The organism is Nostoc sp. S13 (assembly GCF_029379315.1).
Lineage (GTDB): Bacteria > Cyanobacteriota > Cyanobacteriia > Cyanobacteriales > Nostocaceae > Nostoc.
On sequence record NZ_JAQYWQ010000045.1, the window covers coordinates 12,766 to 30,159 of the forward strand.

The window sequence follows — 17,394 nt, forward strand, 5'->3', positions numbered from 1 at the left end:
TAAAAAATTAAAATTTTTATTAATGACAGTTATTATAATCCGACATTTTCTGACCAGAAGTACAAATTGAGTTAAGTGTTGAAATATTTGTTTAATATACTAATTTAGAGTAGAGGTGCTACTAATGGGGAGATGGAGTCTTGAGCAGCTAAGTTAATGTCTACCGCAACCGTTCAATTCTTTGTAAACCTTTCACCGCTTCCATATCTTGCCCTGAAGCCGCAGCTAATACCCGAATCCATAATTGCTCTGCTAAATCTAAATTCCTGTTTACTTCTGCTTGGTAAGCATCATTTTTCAACGTGGCAATATCCGCTAGAGTTGCATATCGTGGCATAAGTATTAGGTGGTATTTATTCACAGGTTCAGCAATAACATAAGGCGTTTGCCTTGTATTTTTATACTGGCGAACCAGTTCAGGCACGCGAAACTTGAGATATTGATCCAATCGTTCAACAGTAGCGCATTTACCTTGAATTCCTAACCCTTCTAGTAATGCCCTGGTAAAAGCACCTTGTTGTAAAGCATCAATTTCATAAGAATACTCCTGGGGAGTAGAAGAAAAAATGCTAATAATTTCTTGTTGACGTGCTTCTTGGGCGGTTTGTCGCCCAATTCTTTCACCTGTTTTTTTGTCTTCATTGCGAGAAGCATCCACAATCAAGACAATGTTATCAGCACCACAGCGACGCAGGCGTTCAGCGACAAAGTTAATAGCAATTGCCGTGTTTTCAATATCCTCTGGATCGCCATCACAGGGCATGAGATAATCACGGTCAGCATATCTTGTCCCATGACCACTGAAGAAAAACCAGAAATTATCCCCTGCTCCCATAAAGGGATTCTCAAATAACTGCCGCAAGACTCGCAGCAAGTTAGTGCGAGTTGTACGAGTCGATTTTCCATTAATATCAGGGGAGTCATCAGAGAATAAGAAAATCCGTTCAAATCCTGCTTCATTGCCCAGAAACTCCTGCATTAACTGTGCATCCCGCTTGGCATAATTTAGCGGTAGCATATAATCATACTGGTTAATTCCGATCACGATCGCCCAGTTCTTAGTACCAGATGCGGTAGCCGCAGGCAATTCAGATGAAATATATAAGGCAGGATTTTTTAGGGGAACACTCAAGGTCACATCAGCAACTTTTACTTGGTATCCTTGTTTAGATAATTTACTAAATTCAATTGTTGCAACATCTTGATTACCACGGACAAAGTTTGTCATACCACGAGCATAAATTAGTAGAGGTTGGAATTCTACTAGTGGCTCTGCAAAGGTATCTATAATTGATGCCATGCGAACCCACTCTGCTTTTTCCTCCAATTTCAACTTTGAAAGAATTAATGCTAATTCACGCGCTGCCTCACTCGGTCGTGTATACGCTAATGCCGTCCACATCTGTGCCTGAGCAAAATCACGAATATCAGGATCGTGGCTCTCTATTTGCTGCCGCACATAGGTGAGTAAAAAATCAGATAATTCATTAATCCGCTTTTCGCCAAAACGGGGATTTTCTTTTAATTCTCTCAACAGGACATTTCGTACTGCTGTATCCATTTCATAGAGTTCATGACCTACCTCATCACAAAGGCTAGAAAGTAGTAAATCAGCCACAGCCAACCAGGGTATTTTCAACTCTTGCTTCTGAATATCTCCTTGAAAATTTGCCCACAGCCGATAAAGTAAATCTGGGGTAAGGGCTAACGGAAAAGCAGCATGGTAAGCTAGATAGAGGTGCGCTTCTCCAAAGCGTTGACCAAAAGACTCAATTCGACGACTAGCAACTTTTGGCTTCATACTCTCTACCCTTGAAATACTCCCAGTTAGATTTATTACAGCCAGTATCTTGATTGTGCATTGATCCCCCGACCCCGCAGCACATCGATCGCACCATCAAAACCCTGTCGGCTAACTTCAAACATCGGCACTAAACGCGCAATTTCTCCTGCGGTTGTGCCAAACCAGCGCTCTGTTGCCATTGGATTCAGCCATGCGATATAACGCGATCGCTGTTTCAATTCGTCTAAAAATTTTTGGGTTAATTCTAGCCGTTCCAAACTAAAACCGCCCCGTGCTGCTCCCCCATCACTAAAAATTAATACAGCAGAACGCTCTGGGCGCAACTGAGCTAGAAAATCTGTAACAGGTTCGACTTTTTGGCGCGTCTGGTCATGGTAAAGATACTTAGTTGGGCAATTGTGAAAGTAGTAAATACTAGCTTTTCCTAAGCGTCCGCCTCGTAATGCTGTCTGGGCTAATCGCTGGGATAGTGCGTGAAAGGGAACCATCGACCCCTTGTGGTCAATCAGCAACAGCAGTTCAGTTCTATTCACCCGACTGGGCATCAGTACAGGCTCTAGCAAAACTCCCTGCTGTACCACTTGCTCAATAGTTGCCTCTATGTCTAACTCTGTGGGCAAACCTTGGCGTACCATTCGGCGTAAATGCCGCCAGCTTTGTTTCATCTGCCGCCGCGTCACTGGAAAATACTCATCGGTTTCAGTAAAGCGATTAACAGTAATTTCCTCATTGTTTTGAGTAGTAATCTGTACTGCTTCAGCCACTTGCATCTCATCCTGTACTTCCATCAATTCCGATGAAACGGGTACAGTGGTGGGTGTTGTGTTGAGCAAATCAGGTGAATAATTACCCTGACTTTCTACCGCTTCTTGCATTCTGGAAGACGTCTTCTCTTCTTCTTTCCTAACGAAAGGCTTTACAGGATGAGATTCTGTTATTACCTGCTGAAAGTGATAGTTAAACACATGTTCTTCATCCTGGGATTTTACCCACAAGGTACGGCACAGTTCTGCTAACGCCTCTTGGTCAGTCGTGCCAAAGCCTTCCTGTAAAGCTGTCAGAACAAGGCGGTATTCATTGATACCCAATGGCAAACCTGCCTCGCGCAGTTGTGTAAAAAGCTCAAGCAGTGGTAGTTCTTCATGGAGAGCTTCTATCTTCATGCTTCTGGCTGCGATCGCATCTGTTCACCATAGCGGCGGTAATCATCCCAACTCTTCAGCAACACCCCAGGATACAGAAGTTCTGTTTTTAACTTGCTGAGAATTTGATCATCTTGATGATAACTAAGAATCCGCACCCAATCCATCAGTTCGCTGGTAGTGACCTTTTTGCCTGCTTCGCCCTTGTCTCGCCGCATCTCTTCGCGCAGTTCCAAAAAGCGATCAATAATTGTGTCCACTAATTCCAAAGGCGAAACTGTAAACCGAGTCTTAACAATATCGATTAATTGCTGACGTTCAGGGAATTTGACATAGTGAAATAAACAACGACGTAAGAAAGCATCAGGCAAGTCTTTCTCATCATTACTAGTGATAAAAACAATTGGTGTTACTTTCGCCTGAATTTTCTTAAGCGGACTGTTTTGTTTTACTTCTGTGACTTCAAACCTTTGCTCATCAAGCTCTAACAGCAGGTCGTTAGGAAAGTCAATATCAGCTTTATCTATTTCATCAATTAAAACCACAGTCTGCTGTTCATTGCGAAAGGCACGTCCTAACGGGCCCCACTCTACGTAAGCATCCGCATTTTTAGCTTGCACTGCGGCTTCTTCATCTATTTTAGAGGCAGCAAGTTGGGCATCTCGCAACCTGCCAACGGCATCATAGGTGTAAAGACCATCCCGCGCTCGACTGGTAGATTTGATGTACCAAGGTTCATAAGGTAAACCCAACTCATAAGCCACTGCACGAGCTAATTTTGTCTTGCCGCATCCTGGTTCTCCCTTCAAGAGTAAGGGACGTTCGAGAGCGATCGCTAAATTTACAGCCTCTACTAATTTCTCACTAGGCAGGTAGGGATACAAGATTTGCCCCGTCTCCGGGTCTTGCTCTCCCGGCTGGGGTTGAACCTTACCTATATATTTCAGCCGCTTTCCGTCTAAAGTTCTAACCACCGAGTTTCTTCCTCCTGCCAGTTACAGCCACACAAACCAAAAATTTCAGCAAACACACGCTCTGGAATGCCTTCACTCTTCTCTAGAATCACCTGAACTGTATAGTTAATTTTTTTAGTCATCTGGATTGGTAGAACATCAATTGCATTTTCCATCCAGTTAACCAAGACTTCCTCAGATAAAGGGTCAATCATCGGTAGCCTAATGGGAATATGAGGTTTCCATACCAGATCGAGTTGATCTGCAAACCCAAGATTCCAAGTGTTGACACAACCATCTTGGTCAAGCAAAAACATCAGTAGAAAAAATTCGTTGCTTGAGCAAATTGTCTGTGGGGTTGAGTTTACCAAGGGCAACCAAAAATCACAGATTAATTCGTGCAGATAGGTTTCATCGATACATTCGAGATCGTGAAAGACTAAGATGATATGTTGATTTTTCAATTGAGCAACTACATTCCTGGCAATCTCCTCATGGGATGAAAAATCTTGTACTCCAATCCGACGACCCAACTCTCTCCATAAGGCTGCAATATCAGTTCTAAGTGCCCGGCGTGAGAGATGAAATGGGATTGGGGGAGTCACTGTACTTTCAGGAATTTTCTGTAACAAACGCTTCAGTAACCAGATTTGACCATATTCTGGCGAACCATGAACTAAGAAAGCTCCTATACGTTTTTCTGTAATAAATTCTCGGAACAACTGTACCTGTGCTATGTAGTTGAGGCGAAACAGTTCACTGTGTATTCGCTCACTCTCGCAAGACCTCTCAATAATCAGAATCTGTTTCAGGAGGCGATCGCGCTCTACCTCAACCCGCTTAATCTCCTTGTCTAGCTGAAAAGCTACTGAAGCCCCCGCTTCTATGGCGTGTTGATTCCTCAACAACCTTATCTTCTCGCTAAACGTATCGTAGTGTTGTTGAAGTTCTTCCCGTTGTTGTTGTAAATGCCGAACTGAGAACATCTGTGAGTTTTTATACCCAACTATTGAGATATTACTATTTTTATTAGAGGCTGTTTTCTAGTTGCTCGATCCGTTAGACTTATCCACAAATAAACCTCAAAATAGCTGAAACCCTTACATAGCTGGCTTTTTAGCTTATATAAAACAGGAACCTCTAAAACCCTCTCCAGAGCTAGGTTTCAGCCAAATAAAGTTCTCATTTCCGGATAAGTCTGTTGAGTAAGTTGTGTTCTTTCAGCTTCAGCATTTTCAATCTGCTTTTCTAACTGAAACTTTACGACAGCACCGGATTCTATCACTAAATCTAACCGTAGGCGGCTCAACTTCTGACTTAATAAATCATACTGTTCCTGGAGGCTTTCGATAAAACGGTTTCTGAGTAATGGTGTGAGTGTTTGTCCACACTTAATACAAAACTTATTGTCATCAGGATTAAAGGGGTTTGAACAACTGGTATTGCAACAGTAAAGCATATTTGGGAATAAGCAGATGGTGTCTATTAAGTTTTCCCATTTTCTGCTGACTGGGTTTCACGAGTCTTTATATTTTTGAGCAGATTTACTTCTAGTGGCGGCTACAGTCTCAAGTTACTTTTGCTAGCGTAGTGATATAGAGGTTATCGCTCCCCAGTAAGCGGCTGGAAGCAAAAGGATTATATATGGCTCATTTAAATCAGCGTCGCTCCCAAAATGTCAACGGCGATTTTTATGTAGATAGTACCTGTATTGATTGTGATACCTGTCGCTGGATGACTCCTGAAGTGTTTTCTCGTGTTGATGAACAGTCGGTAGTTTATCATCAACCAACGAATGAGGTAGAAAGATTAGCAGCGCTTGAAGCACTTTTAGCTTGTCCTACTAGTTCTATTGGCACAGTTGAGAAACCAAAAGATATCAAAGTTGCCCAACAAAAGTTTCCCATATTAGTAGCGGAAAATGTTTATCACTGCGGCTATCATTCTGAAAAATCTTACGGTGCTGCTAGCTATTTAATTCAACTTCCAGAAGGTAACATTTTGGTCGATTCTCCCCGGTTTACGCCGCCTTTAGTCAAGCGTTTAGAAGAACTGGGGCCAATTCGTTATATGTACCTAACTCATAAGGATGATGTAGCAGATCATCAAAAATTTGCCGAGCATTTTCAGTGCGATCGCATCCTTCATAGTGATGATATTACTGCGGATACTCGCAATGTGGAAATACAGCTAACTGGTTCAGAATCATTTGCCTTGACTCCAGATTTATTAATTATCCCAGTTCCTGGTCACACCAAAGGACAAACTGTTCTACTTTATCAAAATAAGTTCCTGTTCTCTGGCGACCATCTCGCTTGGTCAGAAAACTTACACCAACTGGTTGCATTCCACAGTGCCTGCTGGTATTCTTGGTCAGAACAGACTAAATCAATGCGGAACTTGGCTAATTACTCTTTTGAGTGGGTGCTACCAGGTCATGGGCGAAGGTTTCATGCTGATCGGGAAACCATGCGCCAGCAGATGCACAAGTGTATTGAGTTGATGGAATCTTTGAATTGACATTAAATAACTGACTTTTCATATGATATGAAAAGCCCACGAAAACCTAACTCCCTAATCCCCTTGCCGACGCTCTAAAGGGTAAAATTTAAAGTGTCTCCTAAAAGGAGAGAGATTTAGAGAGAGGTCAGACTGTATTGTATACAAACGAGCGTAGGCGTAGCCCGCACTTCTCTACGAGACGCTGCGCGTAGCTTGCTTCCCCGTAGGGGTACAACAAAGCTCAGTCACCGTCGTAGACATCGCTATAACCTGGATTTTAGCACCCTTTTAACTAGACACGGATTATGAAAAAGCTGATCAACAAGCCGGAAGATTTTGTGCGAGAAAGTCTAGAAGGTATGGCGGTAGCTCATTCCGATTTAATTAAATTGAATTATGATCCCGCTTTTGTCTATCGAGCCGATGCACCTATACAGGGTAAAGTAGCAATTATTTCTGGTGGTGGCAGTGGACATGAACCAATGCACGCTGGCTTCGTGGGCAAAGGAATGCTTGATGCAGCTTGTCCTGGGGAGGTTTTCACTTCACCTACTCCTGACCAAATGCTAGAAGCAGCCAAGCAAGTAGATGGCGGTTCTGGTATCCTTTATATCGTCAAAAATTACAGTGGCGATGTCATGAACTTTGAGATGGCAACGGAGTTAGCTCGTGGTGAGGGCATTCGCGTGCTAAATATTTTGATTGATGACGATGTGGCTGTGAAAGATAGTCTCTATACCCAAGGACGCCGGGGTGTAGGAACAACAATACTGGCGGAAAAAATTTGTGGTGCAGCCGCAGAGGTGGGGTATGATTTGCCACAAATAGCAAATTTATGTCGCCGAGTAAATCTGAATGGGCGGAGTATGGGAATTGCTCTAACATCCTGTACAGTGCCCGCGAATGGAACGCCAACATTTGAATTGAGCGATCGCGAAATCGAATTAGGTATCGGTATCCACGGTGAGCCAGGAATAGAACGCACAGCGATCAAATCAGTAGACGAAATCACCGAAATTTTGACGCGATCGCTCATTGAGGATACAGAATACAGCCGCACACTGCGCGAGTGGGATGAAGACAAAGGAGAATGGGTAGACGTAGAACTCATAAATCTCCCATTTGCAAAAGGCGATCGCCTGTTAGCATTTGTCAATAGTATGGGTGGAACTCCGGTTTCGGAACTGTATATTGTTTACCGCAAACTCGCCCAAATCTGCGAACAGCAAGGATTGCAAATTGTGCGAAACTTGATAGGCCCTTACATCACATCTCTAGAAATGCAAGGTTGCTCCATTACCCTGCTGAAGTTAGATGATGAGATGATCCGGCTATGGGATGCACCAGTAAAAACGCCAAGTTGGCGCTGGGGAATTTAACTAATTACGAATTAATATGGTAACTCAGGCGCAGATATTGCAATGGTTGCAGGCTTATGCAATCGAGATAGAGCAGAACAAAGCATATTTGACAGAATTAGATGCTGCGATCGGAGATGCTGACCACGGGATCAATATGGATCGTGGCTTCAAAAAGGTAAGCACTCAGTTACCAACTTTTGCAGACAAGGACATCGGCAACATTTTCAAAGCCGTGAGTATGAGCTTGATTTCTTCTATTGGCGGTGCTAGTGGCCCTCTTTATGGCACCTGGTTTTTACGAGCCAGTACAGCAGTAGTAGATAAGCAAGAATTAACAGCACAAGATATGTTAGAGCTACTCCAAGCAGGCTTAGACGGCGTGCTGCAACGTGGCAAAGCGCAACTAGGAGACAAAACAATGGTGGATGTGCTATCTCCGTCCGTAGCAGCTTTTGGGCAGGCTGTAGGAGAAAGTAAGGGAACGCTGGAAGCTATGCAACAGGCTGTAGCAGCAGCCGAAAGGGGATTGCAAGAAACTATACCGATGCAGGCGAAAAAAGGACGGGCTAGTTATCTGGGCGAGAGGAGTGTTGGACATCAAGATCCGGGAGGAACTTCTGCTTATTTGATGTTGAAGAGTTTGTTAGCGGTGTTAGAAAGTTCTGGGGAATAACGCTGGCTGTATTAAAGGGATAAATGGCTCACTATAAACGTTTCCACAAGCTAGTTTGAGTTATTTATCTTGCGTAGTCGCGGCTATCTTTATGAAGACCGTCCAAGATAACCAGACAACCTTATACATTTCAATATTTCTGCAACAAACTAAATGTATCGTTAATGCTCCGCTTTCTCTTGAAATTTTTTTAATTAAACTCTTTCATTCTCAGTTACTTTAGATTAACTTCATAAAGTTTCGTCTTCTAAGTCAGTAGAGGCTGTTTTAATAATTCAGTAAATATTGGGTGTTCACATCCTCACAAAGATCATAAATTTATCTTAATGCTTTCTGATTAGGTGTAGCACCGAAGTACAGCACTGAATAGTTTTGCCTCATTGAAAAAGAGAGGGTAACTAACATGACATCTTTTGAATCGAATGAAATTAATGCGATTGAAGTAGATAACGTCACGTTTGAAACTGTGGTATCAGAGAGGGTATTGACCATCCCAGAAGCGAAGTGCGGTGTTTATACTCCTGTACAGCTTGGTATTCGTATTACTAATAATACGCAAAGTTTTTTTTACTTTTCATCCTATGTTTATTCGATGTTTCCAGAAATGATACCACCAGATAGTCAAGTCATGGTAACAGGTTTGCACACTTCCAACTCTGATTTATTCTAACGGAAATCTAATAGAAATTGACTGTGATATGTTGCGACTGAGAGTTAAAGGAAAGCCTTATTATTCAGTTGCATCTAGAGAAAGCAAATTTTTTAGTTTTGAGACCTTCCTTTCCCGAAGATTTTTCAAGTTACAACTAAAAATTTATAACGAGGCAGGCGGTTTTTTTTATTTTCGCAACCTAAATCATGGTAAACACCAACTTCAGATCTCGTATAAAAAAACTGGTCTACTACCAATATTACTACCAGAAGAAAGAGCTTCAGCAAGAGCTTGGGCTGGAGAGGTGACTATACCTTTTGTCGATTTTTGTATAGGGTAATATTTAAGAGAATATTAATATTCTTGCCTTGGGGAGATGAAGCAAAGGGCAAAAAGATTTCTGAAAAATCTGTATTTGACAACAAATCATCATTCTTTTTCAGGACAATGGGATTAAGCCATGCGCCAACAAATTTGAAAGCGTATGAAAACCTGGAAATCTTTCTATAATAATGGCGATTCTGAACCCTCCACATCCATCCCCGAATCCACATCAGCAATCGGACTCTTCGCACTCAGCGCATGGGGTATAGTGAAAGCGCTGAAAATCCGTTTTGACAAATAACTGTGAACTACCTCTACACAATCCTATTTTCCCTCAGCATCATTCTCATCAACCCAATCGGTGCAATGCGAGGTGAAATTTGGACTCAACCAAAAGTATTTGCCATTAGCCTTATCTGCATACTCAACTTTTTAATGCTTTGGTCAGACAGGGAAGACCTGAAGCTGCCCCAAAGTTGGAAAATTAACAGGTTGCTCTGAGAAATATTTTTGGGAATTGGGTTGATTTCAACTCTCACTAGTCCCGAACCCTGGCGATCGCTATTTGGTCAAGAACAGATGGGCGATGGCTTGCTTTACTGGCTGCTCATCGCCATCTTCACCCTCAGCAATAACCTAATGAGAATCACTCTTTTTGGGGGATTGGAACCACCCACTTCGTACTAGGCGAGCTGATCGTAAACATCGCCTAAAAATTCAAACTTATCTGATTTAATTGACAACAGATATAGTTTGGATGCGCCATTTACCTCGTTGTCGAATTAAATCATACCGAACTCGCAAATTATCCTTAGAAGAGTTTTTAAACTCACCATTCTGATATAAGTACGTCGTTTCCTTAACCGTAGCTTCCACTGCGGCACGATCTGCAAATAAATCAATTTTCTCTACAGATTCTACCTTCAGGCTATGGTCGTACTTGCGGTAGCGGTTGTATGACCTATCCTCTTCAACAGTCTGCCTCAATTGAGCCAAAGCTGAACCAGTTAAAATCTGCTCTAAATTATTAATCTCATGATTCGGCCCGAAAGCTGCGGCTTTGGTAGATAGCCAAGTCCGAATGACTTCCTCTGCCGTTATATCTGTTAAAGGCCCATCTGATGATTGTGATTTACTGTTTCGATCAGGAATAGATATTGGTGGTTGATTTATCTGTAGAAACAACTCTAAACCACGCCCAGATGGTGTAGGGAAAAACAAATTTTTTAACCATCCAAAAGTCGTTGTAACTAACACCCAGAAAACTAATATACTCACCAAAGAAATAAACACTCTCCATACCAGCCGTGTTTTCCCTTCTATGGTGTTAGCAAAAGTTCGCCGCCGCCGGGGACGACGAGAATGAGGACGATTATCTGGTACACGCTCTCGGCTAGCAGATGGAGTAGGTTTTCTTTGCCTACGCTTTTGGTTATGACCGGGTGCAGCAGTCTTAGCTGAACCGTTCAAATGGTGATTGGTGCCTCTGCTCATCCGTTCAGCACTAGGAACTTCTGATTTTACACTCCCCGATGAATTCCACATGGGTGATAATAAGTTTGAATATTCGGGTGTTTCTTTTGTTGGTGTTTCAGGCAAATCTAGATCAGGTGTTCTGCTGTAATTAAATTGCCCGGAAGTCTTAGTTGAATTATTCTGGAAACGGGGATTATTTGTCTGCGGCTGGGGAAAATGCTGGGGGTTAATTACAGCCCATTCATTAGTTGTTTCTGCATCCGTTGGCAGTGCTTCTAAATAAGCTTGCACCTGTTGGTTAGCAAAATAATCTTTTAGGAAAGCTTGCTGGTTTGCTAAATCTCGAAAATGTGGAAATACTTCGTGTTGTAACCACTGTTCTGCATATAGACACAGCCCCGGTAACAAATCTGGAGAGTCTTGAGATTTTTCTCGAATAAAAGCTAAAGCTTCGTACTCCTGACTAAGTTCTAAAACACGAGTTGCTTCTTGAGTTTGTCCCAAGAGTAACGCACATAACGACTGCTCTAAATGTACATCTTGGCGCTTGCCCAGACGGATCAGCATTTGCCTTGCTTGACGAATTAAAGCCGGTTGCCGTTGAGCAAATCCTCGTGCTATCAAGGCATAAACAGCTAAGTAAGTGGCAACAGCAGAAGGACGTTTGCTTTGGGCTTCAAATAACTTGTGCTGCTCTGCGACTGTTAAGTGGTTGCGTAACTGCTGGATAAATCGCAGAAAGTCATCTATATTTAAACCAGAGTCATCATTACTCGTGCCATCAATCCCACCACGATCTTCTAAGAGGTTTTGTAATAATTCCAAGCCTTGGTGTCGTTCGGCAGTCTTTTCTTGAGGTAGTGCCAGCAACTCCAAAATTCGATATGGTCGTAATTTGTAAAGATCCGCCTGAATTTCTGCCTGAACACTGGAGAACAACCCTTCGCGGGCTAGCAGTTCTTGACCAGTTTCTAGGGATATGGCGGCATTTTCATAGTTACCTTGCTGCCACTGTTCGCGACCTAATTCTAGACAAGCAAGGGCTACAGTGAGAACAACATTTGGATGTTCAGCACTTTCGTGGATTTCTTCGTCTACTAAATTATTGCCTTTTCTTGCACTTGTAGTAGTATTTTTATTTACTAAATACGGACGACCTAGTTTTAGTACAAGTTCGTATTCCCCCAACTCTTGCAAAATTAATAAAGCGCCAACTAATTCGTCTTGGGTAATTTCGATGCCCAGACTCTGCGTGTCAGTACCCCTTTTGGTGCTTTCTGTGCGATTTTCCAGTGCTACTGCGGCAGCAGCAAGGTTATCAGGATCATAGGCGTGGGCAAGATAAAGCTGATCGTAGGTACTGCGTTGTTTTGGATCTGATAAAACCACGTAAGCTTCTTCTATGAGTTGTTTACGAGAAGAAATTGCAGCCTGAGAATACTCACGTCGTGGCAATTGTACAATGCGATCGCTATATGCCTGGCGCAATTGTTCATCACTTGCCGCTAACGGTAGTCCTAAAATTCGGTAGTAATCTAGCGGAATTCGCACAGCCTACTTCCCCTGCACCATGATCAACATAATTCACCTAGAGCTTTCCAGGCCTGTAAAACCGTGCCATAATAATGTCGCGTAGAATTTACTCTACAAGTGTATATCGCAACAACTTGTTTTGTACCTTTCCGAAATTTTGAGTCACATTTTAGTACTAATTTTTTGCTTTCGCCTAGAAAGTCTTACTTTTTTGTCTTAATTCTTAGTATTTTTGTTTAACACGACTATTATCAGCTTTCGATACCATAAACCACAATCACCGCTTTTAGTAACGGCAAAAATAATTTTGTGGTTGCAAGAATCTATTGGTGATTGATTTTTTCAGGACTTTCCCAGTAGACGGTAACAAAAATACCACTATTGGGGGATTGACCCTGATAACAGGAGAAGCAAATTCTATCATACTTAACCTTTAATTACAATAACCGATTTGGGTATAAAGACTTTTTCATCTTTTTTTTAAATTGTTAATGGATATGCAGAAAGTAGTCCATGTTGATTGCTAATCTATGAAGGGGAATATTTAGGAATGCTGAGTCTCTGAGTCCTGAGTAAGAAGTAATACTTATGAATTTTTCCACTCAGCACCACTACTCGGAACTGATTTGATGCCTAAGCCTAGTTAATTTTAGTTTTTACTCAGCATGTACTAAACAACAGCTATCCGCTAACAGAACTGTTTCGGTGAGAGAGAAAAACCCAAAACGGCAGATGTTGCCGTTAGAGTCAAATCCTCACGGGGTATGGGCTGAAAAGTTAAAAATCAAAAATGAAAAATTTAGCTATTCCCTAAGACCCTTTTTTGGTGCATAAATAAAGTTTGATTGTTGAGTCTTACAAACGCTAGCCTGTTAAAAGCTGAGGTGTTATCAGAGCAATTTATTTAAGACCATAACTTTAAGTTGTACAACAGGGATACTCAAAAATAATGGTTCAAGAGCGTACTTTACCCACATTTAATCCTGCTACTACGCACATTACTAAGGAAGAAGGGTTACGGTTGTATGAGGACATGGTGTTAGGGCGCTTGTTTGAAGACAAGTGCGCTGAAATGTACTATAGGGGCAAAATGTTTGGTTTTGTCCATTTGTACAACGGTCAAGAAGCCGTTTGCAGTGGTGTTGTGCAGTCAATGCGACCGGGTGAAGATTACGTTTGTAGTACTTACCGCGACCACGTTCATGCTCTGAGTGCGGGTGTACCAGCAAAAGAGGTAATGGCAGAATTATTTGGCAAGGCCACAGGTTGCAGCAAAGGGCGCGGTGGTTCGATGCACATGTTTTCTGCCGAACATCGGTTGCTGGGTGGCTATGCTTTTGTGGCTGAGGGAATTCCTGTGGCAGCTGGAGCGGCTTTTCAAAGCAAATACCGCCGCGAAGTGCTGGGAGATGAAAGTGCAGACCAAGTAACAGCTTGCTTTTTTGGCGACGGTGCAGCTAACAACGGTCAGTTTTTCGAGACACTAAATATGGCAGCCCTATGGAAACTGCCAATTCTGTTTGTGGTCGAAAATAATAAGTGGGCTATTGGTATGTCTCACGAGCGAGCGACTTCCCAGCCAGAGATTTATAAAAAAGCCAGTGTATTTAATATGGTGGGCGTGGAAGTAGATGGCATGGATGTACTAGCAGTACGAGCCGTGGCCCAAGAAGCTGTAGCCCGTGCCCGTGCAGGTGAAGGCCCAACATTAATTGAGGCACTTACCTACCGCTTCCGGGGTCACTCTTTGGCTGACCCAGATGAAATGCGAAGCAAAGCTGAGAAAGAATTTTGGTTCGCTCGTGACCCAATTAAGAAGTTGGCAGCTTATTTGTTGGAGGAAAACCTGGCGGATGAGCAAGAGATTAAAGCAATTGATCGTAAAATTCAGGATGTAATCGACGAAGCTGTTAAATTCGCCGAAAGCAGCCCCGAACCAGACCCCAGCGAGTTATATCGTTTCGTGTTTGCAGAAGACGAGTAACAGAGTTAGGAGTTAGGAGTTATGAATTGTTAACTCCTAACTCACAACTGCTAACTCCTAACTATCCCTATACCCAGGACTAAAATTTGTGTTTACCATTGCAGTTCAACAGCAACAGTACAAGACCTACATTCTTTCTGACGAAGCCGCGGGTTCTCAGTTGGAAGTCGTACCCGAACGCGGTGGTATCATCACCCGTTGGCGCATTCAAGGGCAAGAAATTTTCTACCTAGACACTGAACGCTTTACTCATCCTGATTTGAGTGTCAGAGGTGGGAATCCAATCTTGTTTCCTATTTGTGGCAATCTACCAGATAATACTTACACTCACAACGGGCAACAATATACTCTCAAACAACACGGTTTTGCCCGTGAATTGCCGTGGTCAGCAACAGAACAAAAAACTGAAGATAAAGCTAGTCTCACTGTCGTTCTTAATAGCAATGAGCAAACCAAGGCTGTTTATCCTTTTGATTTTCAGCTGGCTTTTACATACAAACTTCAAGGAAATACCCTAGAAGTCCACCAGCAGTATAAAAACTTGTCATCCACACCAATGCCCTTTTCAGCTGGTTTCCATCCCTACTTTCTGTGTGGTGATAAAACTCAGCTAGAGCTTGAAATTCCCTCTAAGCAGTATCAAGACAATCAAACTAAGCAAATTCACTCTTTTGATGGCAATTTTGACTTTAGCCGTGATGAAATTGATTTTGCCTTTGGACAGCTAAGGAGTCAATCGGCCACTGCGATAGATCACAGCCGTAAGTTAAAACTCACTTTAGATTATGATGATTTCTCTACCTGGCTAGTATTTTGGACAGTCAAAGGCAAAGAATTCTACTGTCTAGAACCGTGGAGTGCCACCCGTAACTCTCTTAATACTGGTGATAACCTGACTGTGTTAGCACCAGGAGCTAGCCGCACAGCATCTGTAAAGTTGACTGCTAATTTTTTCTAAATATCTTTACAAATCTACAGATTTCTATGCTATGATGGCAAAGTTGCGAAATGCAGCGAAAGGGTCGCTAACTCAACGGTAGAGTACTCGGCTTTTAACCGATTAGTTCCGGGTTCGAATCCCGGGCGACCCATATAGAAGTTTGTTCTTTTTAATTAGAGGAAGTGCGATCGCCTGTTGATGGTAAAATTTTACTGATTCCGTCAAAAATTTTATCTTTGGTGAAGTCGTCAGAAAAACATCGCGCCCTGGGAATTTTGCGATCGCGATGTTGTTGATAGGTATTAATTGGCTGTTGCTATTGAGCAGAGATAGCGATTCGCTTCCCAGGTGTTTTGAAATCCTGTATCAGTAAATGTTACTGTTGTTGAATTATACTGAGTGCGCCACAATTTTTGTCGATAGGCTGTAATTAATTTCGCATTTGTACCATATCCTAGCTATGCTTTAGCGTTCGCGGAGCGTCTGGTAGAGAAGCTCACCGAAGGTATCGCTTTCTGTTTGATTGCTGGTAAATTAACTTTAAATTTCACTAATCACAAAGTGCTAAAAGGCAATGTCAATAAAATTCTTTCATAACTACGATCAAAGGTTTTATCGCCAGACCGGAAACTAACTCGATAGCGACCATCGCGACGGATAGAGATAGCTTCCAATTCTGTTTCGGTGGCTAATTTCCAAATAATAGTAATAATTGCAGGTTTAAATAACTTTTTTGATAAAGTTAATGTCATAACATATGAAGAAATCTACCGTACCCCCATCAACAATTAAGTACCACTGAGAACCTAGAGGCCACCCATTTTGATAGTGACATCTAAACCGTAGTCTTTGTAGATGCCCGTGGCGTAGGTGCAGCCCGCACTTCTCTACGAAACGCTGCGTGTAGCTTGCTTCTCCGTAGGGGTACGACAAAGCTCAGTGACCGTCGTAGATATCGCCTGGTAAAATCGGCCGTGTTCTGTTTGTGCTATCCAGTTTGTACCAAACCTAACCTTATCCAACCGAAAACTGCTATTTGACGGTTGGTTGCTGTTAGTACAAGCAGCAATGATGCTACTACCAATCCAGATAGAACTGTATAGAATAAAATTGCGGCAACTAAGGCGATAAATTGCTGTTGATCAGAGTGATGACCGATTCATAAAACAGTATAATGCTTTGTGTTAACTGTCTTTGCTTGAATTCGCATCTAGCCAACTATCAGGATACTTACCCGATAGCATTTCTTCTCTACCAGACGCTACGCGAACATTTTAAATTTTGAATGCCTGAATTTTGAATTGCTTATCTGGTGTTGTAGCTGAATCTAAATGTACATTCTAGAATCAACTTTTGATTAACTAGCGAATAAGGCTGAATTTCTAGAGCTCCTTGAAAAGCTCGGATTGCTTCACCATATTCTCCTAGTGCCGCATAACACAAGCCCATACCATGAAGCGCCCCAAAATGTATTGGATTTATCTGCACAACCATCTGACAATCTGTCAAAGATTTTTGATAATCACCAACACTGTAATAGAGGAAAGCACGGCGATTCCAGGCTTCGGCAAAATCTGGCTGGTCATTGATTAGTGCCGTCAGCGCTGTTTCTGCTTGGGTAATTTCACCTGCATCCAATAACTTTTGACTGCGATCAATTATTTCCAGCCCATAGATTCCCTTTTGCTGAAACCAGATCCGCCAGATTTTTCTAGTTGCCTTGTCGCGGATTGTGGCATCCGGGTTTTTCAACTCTTCCAGTAAGGAATTAATAGATAAAGAATCCATGAATTTGAGATCAGTGAATATACCTTTGTATTAACTTTCTCACAAAATATATCGATTAAATCATTTTTAAAGTCATCTTTAAATTTGCGGTGATTAATTGCTAATTATGATGAATTTACTGTGTGATTTCTTGTATTCAGTAATACTACTAATATCACCCTCGACATCTAGAGTCATAAATGTTTGGCCATGAGGATGCCAAACTTTAAAATAAAAACTGACTATCGGTATTTGACAGATCCCTAGTGACTAATAGGTCATA

At 42.1% G+C, this 17,394-nt stretch carries 14 protein-coding genes, 1 tRNA gene and 1 pseudogene; 8 read left to right on the forward strand and 8 right to left on the reverse strand.

All coding sequences use genetic code 11. The features are described from left to right. Positions 1-160: 160 nt before the first annotated feature. From PUQ00_RS15750 to PUQ00_RS15770, 5 genes are all read right to left on the reverse strand, one after another. Complete coding sequence (locus tag PUQ00_RS15750) at positions 161-1,801, reverse strand: caspase family protein (protein WP_300418251.1); 1,641 nt, start codon at positions 1,799-1,801, stop codon at positions 161-163. Between the two features lie 35 nt (positions 1,802-1,836). After that, positions 1,837-2,967, reverse strand: a complete 1,131-nt coding sequence (locus tag PUQ00_RS15755) for a hypothetical protein (protein WP_300418254.1) — start codon at positions 2,965-2,967, stop codon at positions 1,837-1,839. Next, the gene (locus PUQ00_RS15760; protein WP_300418257.1) at positions 2,964-3,920 is read right to left on the reverse strand and encodes a MoxR family ATPase; all 957 of its coding nucleotides are present in this window, start codon (positions 3,918-3,920) and stop codon (positions 2,964-2,966) included. The genes PUQ00_RS15755 and PUQ00_RS15760 overlap by 4 nt, the downstream gene beginning before the upstream one ends. Continuing rightward, positions 3,905-4,885: a hypothetical protein gene (locus PUQ00_RS15765; RefSeq protein WP_300418259.1), complete on the reverse strand. Its 981-nt coding sequence runs from the start codon at positions 4,883-4,885 to the stop codon at positions 3,905-3,907. Before PUQ00_RS15765 ends, PUQ00_RS15760 begins: the two co-directional genes overlap by 16 nt. 179 nt (positions 4,886-5,064) lie before the next feature. After that, on the reverse strand, positions 5,065-5,358 hold the full coding sequence (locus PUQ00_RS15770; RefSeq protein ID WP_300418261.1) for a 4-Cys prefix domain-containing protein: 294 nt from the start codon (positions 5,356-5,358) through the stop codon (positions 5,065-5,067). Between the two features lie 185 nt (positions 5,359-5,543). Here PUQ00_RS15770 and PUQ00_RS15775 point away from each other — a divergent pair, with 185 nt between their 5' ends. The 5 genes from PUQ00_RS15775 (at position 5,544) to PUQ00_RS15795 (ending at position 10,098) form a co-directional block, all read left to right on the forward strand. Beyond that, entirely contained in the window at positions 5,544-6,419 is an 876-nt protein-coding gene (locus tag PUQ00_RS15775; RefSeq protein ID WP_300418264.1) for an MBL fold metallo-hydrolase, read from the forward strand. A 287-nt stretch (positions 6,420-6,706) separates the two neighbouring features. Then, entirely contained in the window at positions 6,707-7,780 is a 1,074-nt protein-coding gene (gene dhaK, locus PUQ00_RS15780; RefSeq protein WP_300418267.1) for a dihydroxyacetone kinase subunit DhaK, read from the forward strand. Between the two features lie 16 nt (positions 7,781-7,796). Continuing rightward, complete coding sequence (gene dhaL, locus PUQ00_RS15785) at positions 7,797-8,435, forward strand: dihydroxyacetone kinase subunit DhaL (protein WP_300418270.1); 639 nt, start codon at positions 7,797-7,799, stop codon at positions 8,433-8,435. Between the two features lie 403 nt (positions 8,436-8,838). Next, on the forward strand, positions 8,839-9,105 hold the full coding sequence (locus tag PUQ00_RS15790) for a hypothetical protein (protein ID WP_300418273.1): 267 nt from the start codon (positions 8,839-8,841) through the stop codon (positions 9,103-9,105). Positions 9,106-9,921: 816 nt separating this feature from the next. Further along, positions 9,922-10,098 (forward strand): hypothetical protein, encoded by a 177-nt coding sequence (locus PUQ00_RS15795; RefSeq protein WP_300418276.1) that lies wholly within the window; start codon positions 9,922-9,924, stop codon positions 10,096-10,098. 22 nt (positions 10,099-10,120) lie between these two features. Here the strand turns inward: PUQ00_RS15795 and PUQ00_RS15800 are convergent. After that, positions 10,121-12,438 (reverse strand): annotated as a pseudogene (locus PUQ00_RS15800) (IMS domain-containing protein). 931 nt (positions 12,439-13,369) lie between these two features. On the opposite strand from PUQ00_RS15800, the gene pdhA reads away from it, so the two are divergent. From pdhA to PUQ00_RS15815, 3 genes are all read left to right on the forward strand, one after another. Beyond that, positions 13,370-14,404 carry a pyruvate dehydrogenase (acetyl-transferring) E1 component subunit alpha gene (pdhA, locus tag PUQ00_RS15805; RefSeq protein ID WP_300418279.1) on the forward strand — a complete coding sequence of 345 codons (1,035 nt, stop codon included), beginning with the start codon at positions 13,370-13,372 and terminating at the stop codon, positions 14,402-14,404. Positions 14,405-14,492: 88 nt separating this feature from the next. Further along, positions 14,493-15,362: an aldose epimerase gene (locus tag PUQ00_RS15810; protein ID WP_300418282.1), complete on the forward strand. Its 870-nt coding sequence runs from the start codon at positions 14,493-14,495 to the stop codon at positions 15,360-15,362. A gap of 61 nt (positions 15,363-15,423) precedes the next feature. After that, positions 15,424-15,495 (forward strand) — tRNA-Lys (locus PUQ00_RS15815). A gap of 403 nt (positions 15,496-15,898) precedes the next feature. Here PUQ00_RS15815 and PUQ00_RS15820 read toward each other — a convergent pair. After that, complete coding sequence (locus PUQ00_RS15820; RefSeq protein WP_300418285.1) at positions 15,899-16,096, reverse strand: hypothetical protein; 198 nt, start codon at positions 16,094-16,096, stop codon at positions 15,899-15,901. A gap of 553 nt (positions 16,097-16,649) precedes the next feature. Continuing rightward, positions 16,650-17,132, reverse strand: a complete 483-nt coding sequence (locus PUQ00_RS15825; RefSeq protein WP_300418288.1) for a tetratricopeptide repeat protein — start codon at positions 17,130-17,132, stop codon at positions 16,650-16,652. Positions 17,133-17,394: the final 262 nt, after the last annotated feature.

Bases quoted from the DNA above. Each gene is read 5' to 3' on its own strand.
- PUQ00_RS15765 (WP_300418259.1), bottom strand. From the start codon at position 4,885: ATGTTCTCAGTTCGGCATTTACAACAACAACGGGAAGAACTTCAACAA.
- dhaL (WP_300418270.1), top strand. From the start codon at position 7,797: ATGGTAACTCAGGCGCAGATATTGCAATGGTTGCAGGCTTATGCAATC.
- PUQ00_RS15750 (WP_300418251.1), bottom strand. From the start codon at position 1,801: ATGAAGCCAAAAGTTGCTAGTCGTCGAATTGAGTCTTTTGGTCAACGC.
- PUQ00_RS15820 (WP_300418285.1), bottom strand. From the start codon at position 16,096: ATGACATTAACTTTATCAAAAAAGTTATTTAAACCTGCAATTATTACT.
- dhaK (WP_300418267.1), top strand. From the start codon at position 6,707: ATGAAAAAGCTGATCAACAAGCCGGAAGATTTTGTGCGAGAAAGTCTA.
- PUQ00_RS15770 (WP_300418261.1), bottom strand. From the start codon at position 5,358: ATGCTTTACTGTTGCAATACCAGTTGTTCAAACCCCTTTAATCCTGAT.
- PUQ00_RS15775 (WP_300418264.1), top strand. From the start codon at position 5,544: ATGGCTCATTTAAATCAGCGTCGCTCCCAAAATGTCAACGGCGATTTT.
- PUQ00_RS15790 (WP_300418273.1), top strand. From the start codon at position 8,839: ATGACATCTTTTGAATCGAATGAAATTAATGCGATTGAAGTAGATAAC.
- pdhA (WP_300418279.1), top strand. From the start codon at position 13,370: ATGGTTCAAGAGCGTACTTTACCCACATTTAATCCTGCTACTACGCAC.
- PUQ00_RS15755 (WP_300418254.1), bottom strand. From the start codon at position 2,967: ATGAAGATAGAAGCTCTCCATGAAGAACTACCACTGCTTGAGCTTTTT.
- PUQ00_RS15825 (WP_300418288.1), bottom strand. From the start codon at position 17,132: ATGGATTCTTTATCTATTAATTCCTTACTGGAAGAGTTGAAAAACCCG.